This window comes from Kribbella sp. NBC_01484, assembly GCF_036227145.1.
Classification (GTDB): Bacteria; Actinomycetota; Actinomycetes; order Propionibacteriales; family Kribbellaceae; genus Kribbella.
Map to the genome: position 1 here is coordinate 2,807,532 of NZ_CP109437.1, position 20,508 is coordinate 2,828,039.

20 protein-coding genes are annotated in these 20,508 nt (G+C 68.1%); 13 read left to right on the forward strand and 7 right to left on the reverse strand.

The features are described from left to right. The first annotated feature begins 131 nt into the window (after positions 1 to 131). A complete protein-coding gene (locus OG555_RS13825) occupies positions 132 to 1,025 on the forward strand; it encodes a phosphotransferase family protein (RefSeq protein ID WP_329483252.1) in 894 nt (297 codons plus the stop codon). A gap of 4 nt (positions 1,026 to 1,029) precedes the next feature. On the opposite strand, the gene OG555_RS13830 is transcribed toward OG555_RS13825, so the two are convergent. Then, positions 1,030 to 2,388, reverse strand: a complete 1,359-nt coding sequence (locus OG555_RS13830) for a hypothetical protein (RefSeq protein WP_329483253.1) — start codon at positions 2,386 to 2,388, stop codon at positions 1,030 to 1,032. Positions 2,389 to 2,686: 298 nt separating this feature from the next. On the opposite strand from OG555_RS13830, the gene OG555_RS13835 reads away from it, so the two are divergent. The 3 genes from OG555_RS13835 to OG555_RS13845 all read left to right on the forward strand — a co-directional run bounded on the left by OG555_RS13835 (position 2,687) and on the right by OG555_RS13845 (position 3,902). Continuing rightward, the gene (locus OG555_RS13835) at positions 2,687 to 2,926 is read left to right on the forward strand and encodes a hypothetical protein (RefSeq protein ID WP_329483254.1); all 240 of its coding nucleotides are present in this window, start codon (positions 2,687 to 2,689) and stop codon (positions 2,924 to 2,926) included. A gap of 80 nt (positions 2,927 to 3,006) precedes the next feature. After that, a complete protein-coding gene (locus OG555_RS42825; RefSeq protein ID WP_442914529.1) occupies positions 3,007 to 3,180 on the forward strand; it encodes a hypothetical protein in 174 nt (57 codons plus the stop codon). Positions 3,181 to 3,260: 80 nt separating this feature from the next. After that, positions 3,261 to 3,902 carry a nucleotidyltransferase domain-containing protein gene (locus OG555_RS13845; protein ID WP_329483255.1) on the forward strand — a complete coding sequence of 214 codons (642 nt, stop codon included), beginning with the start codon at positions 3,261 to 3,263 and terminating at the stop codon, positions 3,900 to 3,902. Here OG555_RS13845 and OG555_RS13850 read toward each other — a convergent pair. Together OG555_RS13850 and OG555_RS13855 are read right to left on the reverse strand one after the other, a co-directional pair. Next, a complete protein-coding gene (locus tag OG555_RS13850; RefSeq protein ID WP_329484818.1) occupies positions 3,888 to 5,249 on the reverse strand; it encodes an NAD(P)/FAD-dependent oxidoreductase in 1,362 nt (453 codons plus the stop codon). The two genes, OG555_RS13845 and OG555_RS13850, sit on opposite strands and share 15 nt — an antisense overlap. Beyond that, positions 5,234 to 5,716 carry an Lrp/AsnC family transcriptional regulator gene (locus tag OG555_RS13855; protein ID WP_329483256.1) on the reverse strand — a complete coding sequence of 161 codons (483 nt, stop codon included), beginning with the start codon at positions 5,714 to 5,716 and terminating at the stop codon, positions 5,234 to 5,236. Before OG555_RS13855 ends, OG555_RS13850 begins: the two co-directional genes overlap by 16 nt. Positions 5,717 to 5,862: 146 nt before the next feature. On the opposite strand from OG555_RS13855, the gene OG555_RS13860 reads away from it, so the two are divergent. The 5 genes from OG555_RS13860 to OG555_RS13880 are packed head-to-tail and all read left to right on the forward strand — an operon-like array spanning position 5,863 to position 11,248. Then, positions 5,863 to 7,053 (forward strand): polyamine ABC transporter substrate-binding protein, encoded by a 1,191-nt coding sequence (locus OG555_RS13860; protein WP_329483257.1) that lies wholly within the window; start codon positions 5,863 to 5,865, stop codon positions 7,051 to 7,053. A gap of 1 nt (position 7,054) precedes the next feature. Then, a complete protein-coding gene (locus OG555_RS13865) occupies positions 7,055 to 8,191 on the forward strand; it encodes an ABC transporter ATP-binding protein (RefSeq protein ID WP_329483258.1) in 1,137 nt (378 codons plus the stop codon). Continuing rightward, positions 8,188 to 9,090 (forward strand): ABC transporter permease, encoded by a 903-nt coding sequence (locus OG555_RS13870; RefSeq protein ID WP_329483260.1) that lies wholly within the window; start codon positions 8,188 to 8,190, stop codon positions 9,088 to 9,090. Before OG555_RS13865 ends, OG555_RS13870 begins: the two co-directional genes overlap by 4 nt. Beyond that, positions 9,087 to 9,884, forward strand: coding sequence for an ABC transporter permease (locus OG555_RS13875; protein WP_328524980.1), 798 nt, complete (start codon positions 9,087 to 9,089; stop codon positions 9,882 to 9,884). The genes OG555_RS13870 and OG555_RS13875 overlap by 4 nt, the downstream gene beginning before the upstream one ends. Continuing rightward, positions 9,881 to 11,248, forward strand: coding sequence for an NAD(P)/FAD-dependent oxidoreductase (locus OG555_RS13880; RefSeq protein ID WP_329483261.1), 1,368 nt, complete (start codon positions 9,881 to 9,883; stop codon positions 11,246 to 11,248). The genes OG555_RS13875 and OG555_RS13880 overlap by 4 nt, the downstream gene beginning before the upstream one ends. 284 nt (positions 11,249 to 11,532) lie before the next feature. On the opposite strand, the gene OG555_RS13885 is transcribed toward OG555_RS13880, so the two are convergent. The 3 genes from OG555_RS13885 to OG555_RS13895 form a co-directional block, all read right to left on the reverse strand. After that, positions 11,533 to 12,114 carry a carboxymuconolactone decarboxylase family protein gene (locus OG555_RS13885; RefSeq protein WP_329483262.1) on the reverse strand — a complete coding sequence of 194 codons (582 nt, stop codon included), beginning with the start codon at positions 12,112 to 12,114 and terminating at the stop codon, positions 11,533 to 11,535. A gap of 2 nt (positions 12,115 to 12,116) precedes the next feature. Beyond that, positions 12,117 to 12,485, reverse strand: a complete 369-nt coding sequence (locus OG555_RS13890) for a hypothetical protein (protein ID WP_329483263.1) — start codon at positions 12,483 to 12,485, stop codon at positions 12,117 to 12,119. An 868-nt stretch (positions 12,486 to 13,353) separates the two neighbouring features. Next, entirely contained in the window at positions 13,354 to 14,742 is a 1,389-nt protein-coding gene (locus OG555_RS13895; RefSeq protein WP_329483264.1) for an aspartate aminotransferase family protein, read from the reverse strand. A gap of 177 nt (positions 14,743 to 14,919) precedes the next feature. Here OG555_RS13895 and OG555_RS13900 point away from each other — a divergent pair, with 177 nt between their 5' ends. Further along, positions 14,920 to 16,545, forward strand: a complete 1,626-nt coding sequence (locus tag OG555_RS13900) for an amidohydrolase (protein WP_329483265.1) — start codon at positions 14,920 to 14,922, stop codon at positions 16,543 to 16,545. 7 nt (positions 16,546 to 16,552) lie between these two features. Beyond that, positions 16,553 to 17,983 carry a gamma-aminobutyraldehyde dehydrogenase gene (locus tag OG555_RS13905; protein WP_329483266.1) on the forward strand — a complete coding sequence of 477 codons (1,431 nt, stop codon included), beginning with the start codon at positions 16,553 to 16,555 and terminating at the stop codon, positions 17,981 to 17,983. Here the strand turns inward: OG555_RS13905 and OG555_RS13910 are convergent. Next, the gene (locus OG555_RS13910; protein WP_329483267.1) at positions 17,980 to 18,810 is read right to left on the reverse strand and encodes an LLM class flavin-dependent oxidoreductase; all 831 of its coding nucleotides are present in this window, start codon (positions 18,808 to 18,810) and stop codon (positions 17,980 to 17,982) included. The two genes, OG555_RS13905 and OG555_RS13910, sit on opposite strands and share 4 nt — an antisense overlap. 113 nt (positions 18,811 to 18,923) lie before the next feature. Between OG555_RS13910 and OG555_RS13915 the strand changes: the two genes are divergently transcribed. Further along, a complete protein-coding gene (locus tag OG555_RS13915) occupies positions 18,924 to 19,811 on the forward strand; it encodes an N-acetylglucosamine kinase (RefSeq protein ID WP_329483268.1) in 888 nt (295 codons plus the stop codon). Beyond that, positions 19,808 to 20,479 (forward strand): N-acetylmannosamine-6-phosphate 2-epimerase, encoded by a 672-nt coding sequence (locus OG555_RS13920; protein WP_329483269.1) that lies wholly within the window; start codon positions 19,808 to 19,810, stop codon positions 20,477 to 20,479. Before OG555_RS13915 ends, OG555_RS13920 begins: the two co-directional genes overlap by 4 nt. The last annotated feature ends 29 nt before the right edge of the window (positions 20,480 to 20,508 follow it).

A 20,508-nucleotide genomic window follows, 5' to 3' on the forward strand; every position in this document is an offset into this window, starting at 1 on the left:
GACACTGGCACGCCCAGCAAAAAGAATCAAGTGTGCTTGTTTTCCGACGACCGCCCTGTCTGGGTACGAGGTTGAAGAAGGCGAGGCGCGCGGACAACGTCCGTCGCCCCGGGTGATGAGAGACTTCACGCATGGCTGGGGCGGTTGATCGGGCAGCTGCGTTCGAGGTGGTTCGGGCTGTTGCCGCAACGCTCGAGTTGGAGGACGCGGGGATTGAATTGCTCGGGCCGATCGCAGACAACGCGGTCTTCCGGTTGCCGGGTCAGCTGGTGGCTCGGATCTCGATAGGCTCGGCGTACCAGCGGGCCTTGCGTGAGGTCCGCACGGGTCGGTGGTTGGCGGCCCAGGGTGTGCCGGCGGTGAAGCCGCTGGAGTCGACAGACCTGCCGTGGTCCGTCGACGGACATGTTGTGACGATCTGGCACGAAGTGCCTGACGCGTCGATGGCGAGTACGGCGGAGCTCGCGGGGCTCCTTCGACAGCTCCACACGCTGCCGGTCCCGACGAACTTCGAGATCCCGGCGTTGGACCCATTCGTTCGGCTCGAGGAACATCTGGCTGCAGCCGACACAGCGCTGTCAGTCGGCGATCACCGCTTTCTGGCAGAGCGTTTGGATCAACTTCGGCACGAGTACGCGCAGGTGAGTACCGGGCTGCCGGTGTGCGTCATCCATGGCGACGCCAACCGGAAGAACGCGATCCGCGGGTACGATGGGGTCGCCGTACTGCTGGACTTGGAGCGGTTCAGCGTCGGCCCGCGTGAGTTCGATCTCGTCGTACCGGCGGTCTACCAGAGACTCGGCTGGTACACCGATCCCGAGTACGACGCCTTCGTCACCGCCTATGGCTGGGACGTACGGACCTGGGACGGTATCACCGTCTTCGCTGCCCTCCGCGAGTTCCGCATGACCGCCTGGCTGATCAGCAGACTCGCCCGAGAACCCCGCCTCCAACCCGAAGCCACCCGCCGCATCGCCTCCCTCCGCGACCCGGAGGCGCCGAGATTGTGGACGCCGGGCACCTGACACCTCACGACGCGTAACTCACGATCTCCCGCGCCTGCTCACGGAACTCCGAGATCGACCGGTGCCGCCCGAAACCGTTCAACGTGCGGTCGAAGGTATGCACGTACTTCCGAACCCGAGCGGACTTGATCCTGCCCGCAGCCGCCAATGCCTCTCCAGCGGTCTCACAGGCCCGCGGTACGTCGCCCGCAGCAAGATACGACGTGGCGAGTGAGATCCGGCAGAACGTCCGACTCCGAGGATGCAGGTCGATGGACTGTCCGAGCGCGGCGTGCGCGTGCAGTTCGGCCTCTCGGGGTATCCGGAGTGCGGTGAAGCAATGCGCCAGTTCGTCCTGGAGCTCGGCCTGATCGAAGTACCCGATCCAGTCCGGCTCATCAACCTCGGCGCCGTTCGCGAAACTAGTCTCGGCCCGCCGCATCATCCGTAGGCAGGCACGCTTGTCTCCGATGCTGGCCAGTCCACGCGCCTCCATAGCGGCGTACATCGACCTGACCCGCGGCGTGGCGTCCGCGCCCGCCCCTAGGGCCGCTGCCCTGGCCAGATCAACGGCCTCCCGGTGCTCGCCGAGATAGTTGGCCTGGTGGCTCATCAGCGCGAGGACCTTCCCGCCCAGCGGGCGATCTCCGGAGGCGTGGGCAAGATTCAGAGCCTGGACGAAGTAGCGTCGGGCAAGTCCGTGCAGACCGACGTCGTACGCCATTGCTCCTGTCTTGTAGGTGAACTGTGCCGCGACCGAGAACAACTCGCGTCCTATCGCGTCGCCGTAACTCGCGTGTAGTCGTGGTGTCACCGCGTCATTGAGGTACTGAACCGCCGCAGTTCGCGCGTGACCACCACCGAACTGATGATCGAGACGTTCGAACATCTGCAGGGTCGCGCGAACGGCCGCGACGTCGTCGGCACCGACCCGGTCATTCCCCTGCGTACGGTACGGCGGATCGGCTGGCGGTGAGACCAGCCACCGGGCCATGGGCGTGGTCAGGGTGCCCGCTGTTACTGCCATGCGGAGGAAGTCCGAGCGTCTCAAGTCTTCTGTCCAGAGCGTGCGAGAGGTTCGAATCGTTGTGTCGCGGGACTCGGAGAAGGTCAGGCCGAGCGTCAGTGGTTGCCCGGAGGCGAAGCCCAGATCGCTCAACGACAGCACACGTCCGAGGCGGCGCCCAAGAGCCTCGGCGATCAGCACCGGCTTGGCACCACGGGGCACCATTCCCTTCAGCCAGCGGCCGACATCGACATGGTCACAGCGGATGTCCTCAAGCCCTCTGGCTGCCGCGAGTGCGCGGATATCGCGCGCGAGGGCACTTCGTGAGCAGTCGGCCTCATCCAGCAGCGCGGCGAGCAACTCGTTGGGCGAATTCATGCAGCCTCTTCAAGAAGCACTGGTCTGAACCACTCACAGTAGCCGGTGGATGGCAGAGCGAACAGTCGTTCCAGTCCGCGGGTCGCCTGTGAGTGCACAGGCTCTGCACAGGTCGTTGCCGTGTGCACGGTCTTTGCATCTCCCGGCCAAGTGGTTTTGGCGCTGAGATGAAGACGTTCTCCTCGATCGGCGGGGCCGGCGTTGTGAATTCCCTGCGACCGGCGTCGGCCCCGTCCACCACGAGAAGACGGACGGATTCGCTGACCACTCCATCTCTCAATCCACCACGGGGACGAAGATGACCGATGAGCTGCGTTGGTGGAGGTTGAAGAAGGGGGACCGGGTCAGCCACTTCGAGTACGGCGCCGGGACCGTTGACGGCTCTGGGCCGCTCTGGATCTACATCACGTGGGACAACCCTGACGAAGAGTTGCATCACCACACCGCCGGAATCGTCAGCTACCTCAAGTTGATGCGCCCGCCTGCGTGCGGTCCCAGCAACGTCGGGCACTACCCTCGCGATGGCGAAGTGGTCTAGTGCGATTGGGCTCGATTCGGGTGAAAGGCCGGCGTTGCCGGCGGAGCGGGGAGTTGGCGGTGCGGTGGAACGTGGCGCGGATGACGTTGCGGCGGGCGGTGGACGAGTTGGTGATCGAGGAGTTGCTGATCCGCAGGCACGGCAGCGGGACCTACACGAGCCGGCCGAAGGTGGCACGCTGCCTGGGGAGGATCTTGCCCCCGAATCGGGCTGTCAGACATGTCCCTTCAGAACACACCCCCGAATCGGGTTGAAATCCTCCCCAGGTCTCCGATCGCTGACTCGTCACGGTGATTACTTGAGTGGTCGGGGGATCACTAGGGTGGGGCGGACCATGGATCTCAAGAGCCCGATCAGTGTTGTGGTGCCGTCGTTGGACGGGCCGGTCCTGCAGGTGCTGGCGCGGAGTGAGGAAGGGCTGTCGGGACGGCAGATCCACAAGCTGGCCGGGTCGGGGAGTGTCGCGGGCGTCCGGCTCGTGCTGCAGCGGCTGGCGGCAACCGGGCTGGTGCATGTCGATGACGTGGGCAACTCGTTGCTCTATCGCCTCAACCGCAAGCACCTCGTCGCCCCCGCGGTCGAGTTCCTCGCGGACCTCCGCAGTACGTTCATCAGCCGGCTCGCGGACGAGATCAACGGCTGGCGGATCCCGCCGGTCCACGCCAGTGTGTACGGCGCTCTCGCGCGCGGCGACGGTGATCCGGACAGTGACGTCGACCTGCTGCTGATCCGGCCGGACCACCTGGATGCGGGCGACGTGCTCTGGGAGGACCAGGCCGGCCGCTTGATGCAGACCGTGGTCGACCTCACCGGCAACCCGGCCCATGTCTTCGAGCTCAGCCGGACCGAGCTGGCCGGCCACCTCGCCATCGAGGAGCCGATCCTCAACGACTGGATGCGTCCCAGCATCCAACTGACCGGTCTCCCGCTCGCAGCCCTGATGGCAGAATCCGGCCGGACGCTAGTGGCCCACTAGCGGCGCCATCAACCGCGCGATCCGACTCTCCCGCCTGGTCACCCGCTCCTCCATGTCCGCGAGCGTCATCCCGCGCAGCCCGGCGTTGATCCCGAGCCACCGCAGCGGTTCGGCCTCCCACTGCCGCGAGCGATGCCCGACCCACGGCAACCGGACCAACCCGGTGTCCCGCCCGAGGATCAGATCAGTCAACGTCCGCCCCGCGAGGTTCGTCGTACTCACGCCATCCCCGACGTACCCACCGGCCCACGCCAGCCCCGACCCGCGATCCAGCCCGACCGACGCACACCAGTCGCGCGGTATCCCCAGCGGCCCGCCCCACGCATGCGTGAACTGAACCTCGGTCAGATCGAACAGCTCCCGCAACGTCGCCTGCAACCCCTTGAACACTCGCGGTATCTCGTCGTACGACGGCTTGATCCGCGACCGGAAGTGGTACGGCGCACCCCGCCCGCCGAACGCCAGCCGCCCATCGGCCGTCCGCTGCCCGTAGATGATCAGGTGCCGGTGGTCGCCGAACGTCGGCCGATCCGCCAGCCCGATCCGCTCCCACACGGCGGCATCGAGCGGCTCGGTCGCCACCATCAACGAGTACACCGGCGCCACCGCCCGAGACTCTCCGGCCAGCCCCGGTGTGAATCCCTCGGTCGCCCGGACCACGACGTCCGCCCGCACTCCGCCGTACGACGTGATCGCGCGACCGGGCTCGATCGTGTGTACCGGCGTGTGCTCGTGAATCGTCACGCCGAGACGCTCGACCACGGCGGCCAGCCCGCGCACGAGCTTGCCCGGATGGATCGCCGCGCAATGCGGTGTGAATGTTGCCCCGAGCACCTTTGTTGCCCGCACCTGCGCGGCGACCTCGTCCGGCTCGAGAAACCGGAGGTCGCCAGGTCCCCACTCATGAGCGGCGGCCACCTCGGCGCGAGCGCGGGCGAGCTGCACCGGCGTGCGGGCCAGCACGATCGTCCCGCCCTTGTGGTAATCGCAGTCGATCCCCTCGGCGGCGGTGACCAGCCCCACCTCGTTCACCGTCGCCTGCATCGCGCGGTGCAGCTCGATCGCCGCCTCCCGGCTCGATCCCGGCAGCGACGCCAACCGCCGCGACGACACCGGGAACAGCGCGGAACACCAACCACCATTGCGCCCTGACGCACCGAACCCGGCCGTGTGTGCCTCGAGTACGACGATGCGCAGCGACGGATCGGCCTTCGCCAGGTAGTACGCGGTCCACAGGCCGGTGTACCCGGCGCCGACGATCGCTACGTCGGCGTCCCGGTCACCGGCGAGCCCGGGGCGTTCGGTGGCCGAGGTGGTCGTGGACCAGAGGTTCAGCGCACACCCCAGGAGTACGTTTGTTTGACCAGCTTCAGGTAGACGAACGTCTCCGTCGCCTTCACGCCCTCGATCTGCCGGACCCGCTCCGACAGCACCTTCAGGAGGTGCTCATCGCTCTCACACAACACCTCGGCCAGCAGGTCGAACGAGCCGGCCGTGATCACGACGTACTCGACTTCGTCCATCTTCGCGAGCTCGTCGGCGATCGGTTCCAGCGAGCCCTCGGCCTTGATCCCGATCATCGCCTGCCGGTCGAAGCCGAGCTCGAGCGGATCGGTCACCGCGACCACCTGCATCACGCCGGCCTCGGTCAGCCGCTGCACGCGCTGCCGGACCGCCGCCTCGGACAGGCCGACCGCCTTGCCGATCGCCGCGTACGAGCGACGCCCGTCGAGCTGCAGCTGCTCGATGATCGCCTTCGAGGTGTCATCGAGCAGAGTCTGGTTCTTGTCGGAGTTCCCCGTTCGTACTGCCACGCGGAGATCCTGTCAGTGTCACCGGGCGTAAGCAAGTCGACAAAGCGGAATTCGTTGCGAAATGGGCGAATAACTTCGGAATCCCTTGTCTATGTCGGCCCGGTTTGACAGTATCGCCCGCGAACGACGCTTTCTAGGGGGGTCCAATGAGTCCTCGTCACCAGCCTGTTGTCGGGCGCCGGGCGGTGCTGAAGGGGATGTCGTTGTCCGCCCTCGGGCTGGGCGGGGTCCTCACCGGCTGCGGGATCCCCGCGGCCAAGCAGAGCGCGGGCGACTGCATCAGCACCGATGAGTCGGCGCAACAGAAGACGCTGAACTTCTCGAACTGGCCGAGCTACATGGACGAGTCCGACGAGAAGGTCAACGGCAAGACGGTGCTGCCGACCCTGGAGGACTTCCAGACCCAGTCCGGTATCAAGGTCACCTACACCACCGACGTGAACGACAACGCCGAGTTCTACGCCAAGGTGCGCGACCAGCTCGGCAGTTGCCAGTCCTGCGGCCGGGACATCTTCGTGCTGACCGACTGGATGGCGGCCCGGATGATCGGCCTGGGCTGGATCCAGAAGCTCGACCACGCGAAGATTCCGAACGTCGACCAGCAGTTGCTGGCCAAGCTCAAGGCGCCGAGCTGGGACCCGAACCGCGATTACAGCGTCCCATGGCAGAGCGGTCTGACCGGGATCGCGTACAACGCGAAGGTCACCAAGCCAGTGGGCAGCTTCACGGATCTGCTCACCCGGGAGGACCTGAAGGGCCGCATCACGCTGCTGTCCGAGATGCCGGACACGATGTCGTTCATGCTCAAGCTGGTCGGCGCCGACCCGGAGAAGTTCAACGACGCCGAGTGGAGCAAGGCGCTGCAGAAGCTCGAGGACGTCGTCAGCACCGGGCAGATCCGCCGCTTCACCGGCAACGACTACGTGCAGGACCTGAACGCCGGCAACATCGCCGCCTGCGAGGCCTGGTCCGGCGACGTGATCGCGATGCAGGCCGACAACCCGGACATCAAGTTCGTGGTGCCCGAGGAGGGCCTGAATCTCTGGTCGGACAACATGCTGGTGCCGAACAAGGCGACCCACAAGGGCAACGCCGAGAAGCTGATGAACTACTACTACGAACCTGAGGTCGCCGCGACGCTGGCCGACTGGGTGAACTACATCTGCCCGGTCACCGGCGCCAAGAAGGCGATGGAGACGGTCGATCCCGACGTCGTCGACGACCCGCTGATCTTCCCCGACGAGGCGATGCTGGCCAAGACTTCCGCGTTCATGCCACTGGACACAGCCAAGGCGGCCCTCTACGAAACCGACTTCAATCTCGCGATCGGGGGCTGAGATGACCAGCGATCTGGTTCTCACCGGCATCAGCAAGGAATTCGGCGCGCATCGGGCGGTCGACGATCTGGATCTGACCGTGCCGGAGGGGGCTTTCTTCGCGCTGCTCGGCCCGTCCGGGTGCGGCAAGACGACCACGCTGCGGATGGTCGCCGGGCTGGAGGAGCCGAGCGCCGGGAAGATCCGGCTGGGTGAGCAGGACATCACCGCGCTACGCCCGTACAAGCGTCCGGTCAACACGGTGTTCCAGAACTACGCGCTGTTCCCGCATCTCGACATTTTCGAGAACGTCGCGTTCGGATTGAGACGCCGCGGCGTCAAGGACTTCAAGCCGAAGGTCGACGAGATGCTCGACCTGGTCGAGCTCGGCGGGTACGGCAAGCGCAAGCCGAGCCAGCTGTCCGGTGGCCAGCAGCAACGAATCGCCCTGGCCCGGGCGCTGATCAACCGCCCGCAGGTGCTGCTGCTGGACGAGCCGCTCGGTGCGCTCGACCTCAAGCTGCGCCGGCAGATGCAGCTGGAGCTGAAGCGGATCCAGACCGAGGTCGGCATCACCTTCGTGCACGTCACCCACGACCAGGAGGAGGCCATGACGATGGCCGACACCATCGCGGTGATGAACGCCGGCGTGATCGAGCAGATGGGTACGCCGACCGAGCTCTACGACCTGCCCGCCACGACGTTCGTGGCGAACTTCCTCGGTCAGTCCAACCTGATCCGGGCCGCCATCATCGGCCAGGCCGACGAGAACCTGGTGGTGGACGTGCACGGACGCAAGGTGACCGTGCCGCTGCCCAGGTGCCGGGTGACCGAGGGCGACGTCTGGATGGGGATCAGACCCGAGAAGGTCTTCCTGGCGCGAGCGGGCACCGAGCAGAGCAACGGAGCGAACCAGCTGCGCGGTGCGCTGGTGACCGATGTGAGTTACGTCGGCGTCAGTACGCAGTACTTGGCGAAGCTGCCGTGGGATCAGGAACTGACGGTCTTCGAGCAGAACACCGGCGCCCGCGACACGTTCGCCGTCGGGGACGCGGTCGACCTGCACTGGCAACCGTCGCATACGTTCGTGCTGGACGCGGAGCAGGATGCGCACGCCGGGGTCGAGAAGATCGACGACGCGGGGGGCGGCGCCGGATGAGCGCGGTCGGCCAGCTGGGTGCGGCCACCGCGGCCCCGACCGCCAAGCCCCAACGGTCCGGCCGGCGGCTCACGGCGTACCTGCTGCTGCTCCCGGGTGGGCTCTGGCTGCTGTTGTTCTTCGTCGTACCGCTGGTGACGTTGCTCGCGGCCAGCCTGTACGACCCGAACGGTTCGATCGAGTCCGGGTTCAAGATGACCTGGCACTTCCAGAACTTCGCCGACGCGATGGCGGACTACGCGCGGCCGTTCTTCCGGTCGTTGTGGTACTCGCTGATCACGACCGCGTTCTGCCTGATCCTCGGGTATCCGCTGGCGTACGCGATCGCGATGAAGGCAGGCCGGTGGAAGAACCTGATGCTGGCGCTGGTGATCGCGCCGTTCTTCACCAGCTTCCTGATCCGCACGCTGTCGTGGAAGCTGCTGCTGAGCGACAACGGGTTCGTCGTCGACACGCTGAAGTGGCTGCACATCCTCGGCCAGGACGGCCGGCTGCTGGCCACCACGACCGCGGTCGTCACCGGGCTGACGTACAACTTCCTGCCGTTCATGGTGCTGCCGCTGTACGCGAGCCTGGAACGGATCGACCCGCGGTTGATCGAGGCGGGCGGGGATCTGTTCGCCAACCCGTTCACCACGTTCCGGACCGTCACGCTGCCACTGTCGATGCCGGGCCTGGTCGCGGGCACGCTGCTCACCTTCATCCCGGCGGCCGGCGACTACATCAACGCGCAACTGCTCGGTACGCCGAAGCAGCGGATGATCGGCAACGACATCCAGCGACTGTTCGCCGCGGGCGCGTATCCGACCGCGGCCGCGCTGTCGGTGACACTGATGGCGGCGATCGTCCTACTGGTCGTTGTCTACGTTTGGCGCTCGGGGACGGAGGAACTGGTATGAGGGCCGGGCGCTGGATCAGGCGGAACCTGGTCATGATGTTCGCCGTGCTCGTGCTGCTCTACCTCTTCGCGCCGATCATGGTCGTGATGTTGATGTCGTTCAACGCGCCGAAGAGCAAGCTTTCGTACACCTTCGACGGCTTCACGTGGCAGAACTGGCAGCATCCGTGCCGGCCGTTCGGGCTGTGCGACGCGGTCAGCACCAGCCTGCGGATCGGCCTGCTCGCGACGGTGATCGCGACTGCTTTGGGCACGCTGATGGCCTTCGCGATGGTGCGGCACCGCTTCCGCGGCCGGTCCGCGACGAACCTGTTCATCTTCCTGCCGATGGCGTCGCCGGAGATCGTGCTCGGTTCGTCGCTGCTCGCGCTGTTCGTCTCCAGCGGGTTCGGCGGTCAGCTCGGGTTCTGGACGGTGCTGATCGCGCACGTGATGTTCTGCCTGTCGTTCGTCGTCGTGACGGTCAAGGCCCGGCTGAACGGGATGGATTTCCGGCTCGAACAGGCCGCGATGGATCTGTACGCGAACGAGTGGCAGGCGTTCTGGCGGATCACCTTCCCACTGGTGCTCCCCGGCATCGTGGCCGCGGCGCTGCTGAGTTTCTCGTTGTCCTTCGACGACTTCATCATCACCAACCTGAACGCCGGCACCACGGTCACGTTCCCGATGTTCGTCTGGGGCTCGGCCCAACGCGACATCCCGCCGCAGATCAACGTCGTCGGTACGGCGATGTTCCTGCTCGCCCTCGTCCTCGTACTGGGCGGCGAACTCACGCGGCGGCGACGGGCGCGATGAAACTCGCGGCGCTCGCAGACGCCGAACCGCGGGTCTTCTGGCTCGACGACAAGTCCGCGCCGGAGCCGGCGCCCGCACTGCTCGGGCGGGCCGAGGCCGACCTGGCCGTGGTCGGCGGCGGGTACACCGGCCTGTGGACGGCGCTGAGGGCGAAGGAGCGGTACCCGTCGCTGGACGTCGTACTCCTGGAATCGGACACCTGCGGATCCGCGGCCAGCGGCCGCAACGGCGGCTTCTGCGACGCCAGCCTCACCCACGGGTTCGCCAACGGGCAGGCCCGCTGGCCTGCTGAGATGGATGACCTGGAGCGCCTGGGCCTGGAGAACCTGGACGCGATCGGTGCCACCGTCACCCGGCTCGGCATCGATTGCGACTGGCAACGAACCGGCGAGCTCACCGTCGCCACCGCGCCGCATCACCTGGACGAGCTGGCCGCGGAAGCCGAGGAGCGTTCCGGCGTGCGGTTGCTGGACCAGGACGCGGCCCGCGCCGAGGTGAACTCACCTACCTATCTCGGCGCGTTGCACGACCCCGGCCGCACCGCACTCGTCGAGCCCGCGCGGCTCGCTTGGGGACTGCGCCAGGCCTGCCTCGACCTCGGCGTACGCATCCACGAAAACAGCCAGGTCAACCGGATGCACACCCGCTCGTTGGCAACAGCAACAGGCTCCGTCCGCGCCGAGCACATCGCCCTCGCCACCAACGCGTTCCCCTCGCTGCTGCGGCGGTTGCGGAAGTACACCGTCCCCGTCTACGACCTGGTCCTCGTCACCGAGCCGCTCTCCGCCGCCCAACTCTCATCCATCGGTTGGCGCCACCGCCAAGGCATCGGCGACGCCTCCAACCTCTTCCACTACTACCGCCTCACCCGCGACAACCGGATCCTCTGGGGCGGCTACCTCCCCCTCTACCACTACGCCAGCCGCATCGACCCGGCCTTCGAGCAGCGCGACTCCATCCACAAGCTCCTGGCCCGGCACTTCTTCACCACGTTCCCCCAACTGGAAGGCCTGCACTTCACCCACCGGTGGGGCGGCGTCATCGACACCAGCACGCGCTTCTGCGCCTTCTTCGGCACCGCCCACGCCGGCAGGGTCGGCTACGCCCTCGGCTACACCGGCCTGGGCGTAGCCGCTACCCGCTTCGGCGCCGACGTCATGCTCGACCTCCTGTACGGCGAGGACACCGAACGCACCCGCCTCCGCATGGTCCGCGAACGCCCCCACCGCTTCCCACCCGAGCCCTTCCGCGCCGCCGGCATCCACCTCACCCGCTGGTCCATGTCCCAAGCCGACGCCCACGCCGGCCACCGCAACCTCTGGCTCCGAACCCTCGACCGAATGGGCCTAGGCTTCGACTTCTAGCCGCAGCCGACCCCGGCGTGCGGCCCCACTCCTCCGTCGCGCTCACGCGCGTGCCATCGCAACCTCTGCCCGCGATGTCCAGGTCTGTGTACCGACGAACGGGTAGTAGTGCCGCCCGCCTCCACCCGTCAGGCGTTGCGGGATCCATCAGCCGCTCGATGTCGACACCACTACCCGTTCGTCGGTACGCGGCGACATGCTCCTGTTCGCCTTGGGGCGGGTCCATCGTCAGTTCGCCTGGAAGACCGGAGGGCTCGGCAACGATCCACCGTCGGCAAGATCGGTTACCGGTAGCCCCGTTTGAGGAGGTACTTGGCTCCTGCGTCGAAGCCTTCGGGGGTGAGTAGTTCGAAGCCGAAGGTGTCGGCCAGGCGGTCGGTGGTGTTGAAGGCAGCGGAGACAGCTAGGGCGTCCTTGATCTGTTGGGGTGTGGCGCCGGAGGTGAGTACTTCGCGCATGTCTTCGGCGCCGACCTTTCCCTCGCGGGTCAGTTTGCCTAGCATCCGCAGCGTTGACCGGAGTGGCTCCTCGACTGGGGGCGAGTCCGGGTTGGCCAGGACCGCCGCGACTCGTGGGCCGTCCTGGTAGGCCCGGGAGGCGGTTGCGGTGTGGGCGCTGATGCAGAACGCGGAGTCGTTCACCTTGGACACGTAGGCGGCCATCAGTTCGCGGTCGCCGACCGACCAAGCGGACGGTCCGCGCATCGCTTCGTGGGTGAACTCCTTGGCGCGGGTGCCGTAGAAGTCGGGCCGGTAGAACACCAGCTTGGCGGCGTCCGGTACCGGGTGCCGGGAGAACAGCCGGATGACCGCGAAGAGCATCTTGGTGCCTGGCCCGTAACCGTGGTTGAGGATGTCGAGACGCATGATCAGGCCTCGCCTTGGCCGGTCGCTTCGGCGAGGGCGGCCAGTCCGGCTTCGTACTGCCGGGCAGCCTGGCCGACCGCGGCGCAGACCACGAGCTCGAGCAGCTGATCCTCGGTGCAGCCCGACGCCTTGGCCGCAGCGAGGTCCTCATCGGTAATCTGCGCGGGCCTGTCGGCGACCTTGGCGATCAGGGCGTCCAACGGTGGGGCCAGCCCGTCGTTCCTGAAGGCACGCGCTCGCTGATCCGCGGGTGCCTTGCCTTCCCCGCTCAGGACTCGATCGACCAGAGCCTGGTGCGCTGCTCGCTTCTTGTCGTCATCCGGCACGGCACTCTCCGCCTCCTCCTCCGCAGTCAGGCTATCTGCCCTCACCTGTATGACGATCGGCGCGCGCTCAACGCGACATCCGCCCGAAACCAGCCGCAAAGACGTACCGCCGCCAGACTTGCGGGCTGCCGGCGGGCTCGTTGCCCGCGGATCGGTCCACGTCTGGTGGGCTGGGACAGGTCGTGGTGGGCTGCGACAGGTTATTTCGGCTCTTTGTGTCGTTTCCGTGGGCGACTGGTCCTGGCGGTGTTCGAGACCGGTGTGCCCGGATCGTTGCTGGTGCGGACCTGGGGCACTCACCAACCCCACTGCAGCGTCATCACGGGTGCAGGTTTGAGCGTGACCGGTCGGGGGCGGTGTCTGCTTGGTGAGTGGCCCAGATCCGCGCCACGGATCCGAACCGCCCCGTGGTGGTGACGTCGGTTCCGTGCGCTGCCCCCGCGGGCGCCGTCCTCGGCCGGGGTGGATCGGAGCTGTGGTCGAGGGCGGGGATCGTCTTTGTGCACCGGATCCGTACGCCGAGGTGGTCGGCGTACGGATCTGGTGCACAAAGTGATCGGCCCGGACGAAGGTGTGGCAGCGGGGCTCCTGTGCAGCCGGGCTGCTGTCAAGCTGGGCGGTGGTGTCCGCTGGCGGGTGGTGTCCGCTGGGATGGGGTTGGGCCAGTCGCTAGCCAACTGCCGGGGCCTCGGACAAGACGTGGTGGGCCGGCACAGGTTATTTCGTGTTCACGCCCCCGGGGAGGTGTCCGACGTCCCGGGAGGTGTCCACACCCCCGGAAGGTGGCTGAACCCGCGGAAGGTGTCCGAACCCCCCGGAAGGTGTCCGAACCCCCCGGAAGGTGTCCGAACCCCCCGGAAGGTGTCCAGACCCCCCGAAGGTGTCCAGACCCCCGGAGGTGGTCCGACGACGCCTACAGCTTCGACTCGGCCTCGATGAGGACGGCTCGGATGATCTGTTCCATTTCGTCGAAGTGGGGCTGGTCGCAGATCAGGGGTGGGGAGAGCTGGATGACGGGGTCGCCGCGGTCGTCGGCGCGGCAGTAGAGGCCGGCGTCGAAGAGGGCCTTGGAGAGGAAGCCGCGGAGCAGGCGTTCCGACTCGTCGTCGTCGAACGTCTCCTTGGTCGCCTTGTCCTTGACCAGTTCGATCCCGTAGAAGTACCCAGCGCCGCGGACGTCGCCGACCAAGGGCAGATCGAGCAGCTTCTCGAGCGTCGCCCGGAAATCCCCCTCCCGGCTCCGGACGTGCTCGTTGATGCCTTCGCGCTCGAAGATGTCCAAATTGGTCAGCGCGACCGCGGCGGATACAGGGTGGCCACCGAAGGTGTAGCCGTGGGCGAATGTGGTGTCGCCGTGCAGGAACGGCTCGATCAGCCGGTCGGTCGCGATCATCGCGCCGAGCGGTGAGTAGCCGGAGGTGATGCCCTTCGCGCAGGTGATCATGTCCGGCTGGTAGCCGTACCGCTCGGCGCCGAACATGTGTCCGAGCCGGCCGAACGCGCAGATCACCTCGTCGCTGACGAGCAGTACGTCGTACTCGTCGCAGATCTCGCGGACCCGCTCGAAGTACCCGGGTGGTGGCGGGAAGCAACCGCCCGCGTTCTGCACCGGTTCGAGGAAGACGGCGGCGACGGTGTCGGCGCCCTCGTTCTCGATCGCGACCGCGATCTGGTCGGCGGCCCAGCGGCCGAACGCGGCCGGGTCGTCGCCGTGGATCGGGGCGCGGTAGATGTTGGTGTTCGGGACCCGGAACGTGCTCGGCACCAACGGCTCGAACGGCGCCTTCAGCTCCGGCAGCCCGGTGATGGACAATGCACCCTGAGAGGTGCCGTGGTAGGCGATCGCACGGCTGATCACCTTGTGCTTACCGGGCTTGCCCGTCAGCTTGAAGTACTGCTTGGCCAGTTTCCAGGCGGTCTCGACGGCCTCGCCGCCGCCGCTGGTGAAGAAGACCCGGTTGAGGTCCCCCGGCGCATAGCCCGCGACCCGCTCTGCCAGCTCGATCGACTTGGGATGCGCGTACGACCAGAGCGGGAAGAACGCCAGCTCCGAAGCCTGCTTGGCGGCCGCCTCGGCGAGCTCGGTCCGCCCGTGGCCCAGTTGGCTGACGAACAGACCGGCCAGACCGTCCAGGTATCGCTTGCCGCGGGCGTCGTAGATGTAGGCGCCGTCACCGCGGACGATGACCGGCACCTCACCGGTCTGGTAGCTCGACAAGCGGGTGAAGTGCATCCACAGGTGATCGCGAGCCGACTGCTGCAGGTGGGCGAAGTCGGCGTCGTCGAGCGTGTCGGACGACATGGTGGTTCCCTCGTCTCAGGCTGGCGTTGCCCGCCATGGTGCCTGGAAAAATGCGTTCGGGCAAGTGATTTCGTTCCCAGTGAGCCGATAGTGTGTCGATGTCGGCAGTTCAGATAGGCATCTGATGCGGAATCAGTCGACTGGGGTGACAGCACCGAGCACAGCGGGAGGTCGGCGGTGGACACGCTGTTCGTCAACGGCTCGGTCTTCGACGGGCTGCGGCACCGGCCCGGCCTGGCCCTCGCGGTCCGCTCCGGCCGGATCGCCGCGATAGGTCCCGACCTCGGCGAGCTGCGTGGTCCACACACCACGGTGGTCGACCTGGCTGGCGGCCTGCTACTCCCCGGATTCGTTGACGCCCACATCCACCCGGTGCAGGGCGGTCTGCAACGTGCCCGCTGCGATCTCGCGCCCGCCTCCGGGCTGGCGGCGTACCAGGAGACGATCTCGCGGTACGCCGTACAGCACCCGGACGTCCCGTGGATCCTCGGCGGCGGCTGGCACCAGCCCGACTTCCCGGGCGCCGCGCCGGTCGCGATCGACCTCGACCCAGTCACCGGCGACCGCCCGGCCTTCCTCGTGAACGCGGACCACCACGGCGCCTGGGCCAACTCCCGGGCGCTCGCCCTGGCCGGGATCGACGCGCGTACGCCGGACCCGCCCGACGGCCGGATCGAGCGCGGCCCGGATGGATCGCCGACCGGCACCCTGCACGAGGGTGCGATGGACCTCGTCGGCCGGCTGCTCCCGCCGACCACGCATGTCGAGCTGGTCGCGGCCCTGATGGACGCGCAGGCGTATCTGCACTCGCTCGGCATCACCGGCTGGCAGGACGCGATCCTCGGTGCCTACGCGAACATGGGCGATGCGACCCCGGCGTACGTCGAACTCGCCCGTGAAGGCCGCCTGACCGCCAGGGTCGTCGGCGCGCTCTGGTGGCAGCGGGACCGCGGCGCCGACCAGATCCCGGACCTCGTCGTACGGCGAGACTCCCTGAACTACCCGCGGTTCCGGGCCGGCAGCGTGAAGATCATGCAGGACGGCGTGGCGGAGAACTTCACGGCCGGGATGCTCGAGCCGTACTTCGACGGCTGTGGTTGCCGGACCGCCAACGCTGGCCTGTCGTTCGTGGATCCGGCCGAGTTGCGGCAGCACGTCACGCGGCTCGACGCGGAAGGGTTCCAGGTCCACGTGCACGCGATCGGCGACCGGGCCGTGCGGGAGGCGCTCGATGCGTTCGAGACGGCGCTGACCGAGAACGGCGACGGCGACCTGCGACACCACATCGCTCATCTGCAGGTGATTCATCCCGATGACGTCGGCCGCTTCGCCAAGCTGGGGGTGGCCGCGAACATGCAGGCGTTGTGGGCGGTGTACGAACCGCAGATGGTCGACCTGACCATCCCGTTCCTCGGGCCGGAGCGGACCGCGTGGCAGTACCCGTTCGGTGCCCTGGCCCGGTCGGGTGCCCGGATCGCCGCCGGATCGGACTGGCCGGTGTCGAGCCCGGACCCGTTGGCCGCCGTACACGTCGCGGTGAATCGCAGGGACGACCGCGCGGCCGACGCATTCCTCCCCGAGCAGGCGCTGGACCTGGCTGCCGCGCTGGCGGCGTACACCTCGGGCAGCGCGTGGGTGAACCACGCCGACGAGACCGGCCGGATCGAGGCCGGGGCGCTCGCGGACCTGGCGGTCCTCGACCGCGACCCGTTCGCCGGACCGCCGGACGAGATCGCGCAAGCCCGGGTGCGGGCCACCTACGTCGAGGGCGAGTGCGTCTTCGGCGAAGAATCGAGCAGATAGGACCGTCATGGACCAGACCCTCACCAACATCGTCGACGGCAAGCCGGTGGCCGCGCTGAGTGGCGCGACGTACGGCGTGATCGCGCCGGCGACCGGTGACGTCTACACGCGGGCGCCGCTGTCCGGGCCGGAGGATGTCGACCAGGCGATGACCGCGGCCGCGCGGGCCTTCGAGACCTGGCGGGACACGACGCCGGCCGAGCGGCAGTTGGCGTTGCTGCGGATCGCGGACGCGATGGAGCGGCGGGCGGACGAGTTCATCGCGGTGGAGAGCCGGAACACGGGCAAGCCGCTGTCCATCACGGCCACCGACGAGGTGCCGCCGTGTGTGGATCAGCTGCGGTTCTTCGCCGGCGCGGCCCGGGTGCTGGAGGGCAGGTCAGCCGGCGAGTACATGACCGGCCACACGTCCTGGATCCGGCGGGAGCCGATCGGTGTCGTCGGTCAGGTGACGCCGTGGAACTACCCGCTGATGATGGCGATCTGGAAGATCGCGCCCGCTCTGGCCGCGGGGAACACGGTGGTGCTGAAACCGAGCGACACCACGCCGGCGTCGACCGTGCTGCTCGCCGAGCTGTGCAACGAGTTCCTGCCGCCAGGGGTGCTCAACGTGGTCTGCGGCGACCGCGACACCGGCCGCGCGCTGGTCGACCACGAGATCCCGCAGTTGGTCGCGATCACCGGTTCGGTCCGCGCCGGGATGGAGGTCGCGTCGGCCGCGGCCCGGCAGCTCAAGCGCACCCACCTCGAGCTCGGTGGCAAGGCGCCGGTGGTCGTCTTCGACGACGCCGACCTGGCGAAGGCTGCGCAGGCGATCGCGGACGCGGGCTACTTCAACGCGGGCCAGGACTGCACGGCCGCGACCCGGGTGCTGGCCGGTCCCGGCATCCACGACGACTTCGTCGACGCCCTGACCGAGCGGGCCAACCACACCCACACCGGCCAGCCCGACGATCCGGACGCGGCGTACGGCGCACTGAACAACGAAGCCCAGTTGCACCGGGTCAGCGACTTCATCCGCAACCTGCCCGACCACGCGACCGTCCGGACCGGTGGCGCGGCCGTCGGCGAACGCGGCTACTTCTACGCGCCGACCGTCGTCTCAGGACTCCGGCAGAACGACGACGCCATCCAGCAGGAGATCTTCGGCCCGGTGATCACGGTCCAGCGATTCACCGACGAGGACGAGGCGCTGCGCTGGGCCAACGGGGTCGAGTACGGACTGGCCTCTTCGGTCTTCACCCGCGACCACGGCCGCGCGCTGCGGATGGCCCGCCGCCTCGACTTCGGCTGCGTCTGGATCAACACCCACATCCCGATCGTCGCCGAGATGCCGCACGGCGGCTTCAAGCACTCCGGCTACGGCAAGGACCTGTCCATGTACGGCCTCGAGGACTACACCCGCATCAAGCACGTCATGTCCAACATCGAGGACTAGCGGTAGTCGTCAAGCCGCTTCGCCACCTTGTCGAAGACGGCGCGTTCGTGATCCTTCGGCGCGTAGACGACCAGTTCGTCGAAGCCGATGCCCTGGTAGCGCTGGACCAGCCGGGCGAACCCGTCCTCCGACGCCCACGGATCGATCTGCCCGTAGGCGAGCAGGAGTCGCCGGATCCTCCTGCCGTCGAGGACCGCGTCCAGGGCCTGCACGCGCTCGACCGACTTCGCGTAGAACTCCGCCTCGGTCGCCGCACCCGGGAACGTCACCCACCCGTCGCCGTGCGCCGCGACGACCGCGAGGGCGCGGGGCGCGTTCGCCGCGATGATCAGCGGCAGCCGTTCCTGCACCGTCCCAGGTGTCATCGCGGCCAGCGAGTACGGGTAGTACGGCCCGGCGTGATCGGCCACGTCCCCGGACAACAGCCGGTCGACGATCGCCACGAACTCGGCCAGCCGCTCGGTCCGCTCCCGCGCGGTCCAGATCGGCGTACCGGCCATGCCGTGGTCGGTCGGCCAGACGCCGGAGCCGATGCCGAGATCGAACCGGCCGCCCGACACATGATCGAGTGTCGTCGCCTGCTTGGCCAGGACGGTCGGGTGCCGGAACACCAGGTTCGCGATCAGCAAGCCGACCCGGATCCGTCGCGTGGTCGCGGCCCAGCCGGCGATGATGGTCGGCCCGTCGTGCACCGCGATGGCGGGATCGCGCGGGTTGCGCAGGTTGTCGCCGGTCCACAGCCCGTCGAAGCCGGCCTCCTCCGCGATCGCCGCCCAGGACGACGCGTCGTCCCAGCCTGCCGGGTTGACCTTGAGTCCGAAGCGCATACCTGATCCCTCCCGAGGATTCCTGCCAGCCTGCCACAGTGTTCGGTGCGATCCGCCCGAGTGGTCTACCCGAGGTGCTTTACCGGCCGCGCTTGGTGGGAAAGAGTGAACCGGTGACCCGCATTGCGATCGACGGCGGACAGTCCGCCCTCAGACTCCGAGCCCTCCCTTCGCGCCGTACCGGCAGGGGGCCTGGGTACACCCACGGCCCGGACGCTCCCCGACGCATGCTGGCGGCCATCAGCGACGCCGCGGCCGAGGCAGGTGTCAGTGGGCCGGTCGAGGTGGTTGCTCTCGGCCTGACCGGTTACCCGCCCGCACCGGGCGCGGCGCAGGCGTTCGCCGCGGAGGTCGGCGCCTTGTTCGACGCCGACGAGGTGCGACTGGCCCAGGACATGGTGACCGCGCACGCCGGCGCCCTGCCCGACGGGTACGGCGTCGTGGTTGCCGCAGGCACCGGATTGGTCTGCCTCGCGGTGGACCGGGACGGCACCTGGCGCAAGCTCGACGGGCATGGGTACCTGTTCGGCGACGCGGGGAGCGCGTTCGCGATCGGCCGCGCCGGCCTGGTCGCGGTCCAGCGTGCCCGTGACGGCCGCGGCCCGGTGACCAAGCTCGCGGAAACCGCGCTCGATCCGGTCACGCTCTACCGGTCCTCGACGCTGGTCGACGACGTCGCCCGCTTCGCTCCCGAGGTGCTGCGGTGTGCCGCCGAGGGTGATCCGGTCGCGCACGATCTCGTCGTACGCGCGGCCGGCGACATCGCCGAGACGGTCAGTGCGGCCGTGGCGCAACTGGCCGGCGAAGGCCCTGTTCCGGTGGCGTGTGTCGGCGGACTGTTCGACGGCGCCGGCGAGCAGCTGCTGACCCCGGTCCGTACGGCGTTGTCGCCCAGAGCGCAGCTCACCCCGGCCGTGGGCAACTCGCTCGACGGCGCGGAGCGGTTGGCGACCGGGCCGGTCGGAACGTACGCCGACTTGATCGTGACGCACCGTCGATGACAGCTCTCGCGCCCGGCACCATGGTGGTGTCCTGCCAGGCAGGTCCCGGGAACCCGCTCGACTCCCCGGCTGCGATGGCGCTGATGGCCCAGGCCGCTGAGGCCGGCGGAGCCGGTGCGATCCGGGCCAACGGGCCGGCCGACATCGCTGCGATCCGGGCCGTGACCAGCCTGCCGATCATCGGTCTGCACAAGCTCGGCGACCCGGCCGGTGTGTTCATCACCCCGACGTACGACGTCGCGGCCGGCGTCGTCGCGGCCGGCGCCGACCTCGTCGCGCTCGACGGCACACTCCGGCCGCGGCCCGACGGACAGCCGCTCGACCGGCAGATCCGCCGGATCCATGACGAACTCGGCGTACCTGTGCTGGCGGACGTGGACAGCCTCGACGCCGGCCTGGCTGCCCGGGACGCGGGTGCCGACCTGATCGCGACCACCCTGTCGGGCTACACCTCGGGTCCTACGCCGACCGGACCTGATGTCGAACTGGTCCGCCGGCTCGCAGCGAGGCTGGACTGCCCGGTCGTCGCCGAGGGCCGGATCCGCACCACCGAGGACGTCCGTGGCGTCTGCGACGCGGGCGCGTACGCCGTCGTCGTCGGCCACGCGATCACCGACCCCACGGACATCACCGCCCGCCTGGTCAGCGCGATTCCCGCGCGGCGGTAGTCCGCTCTGTGTCTGGGCAGGTGGAACGA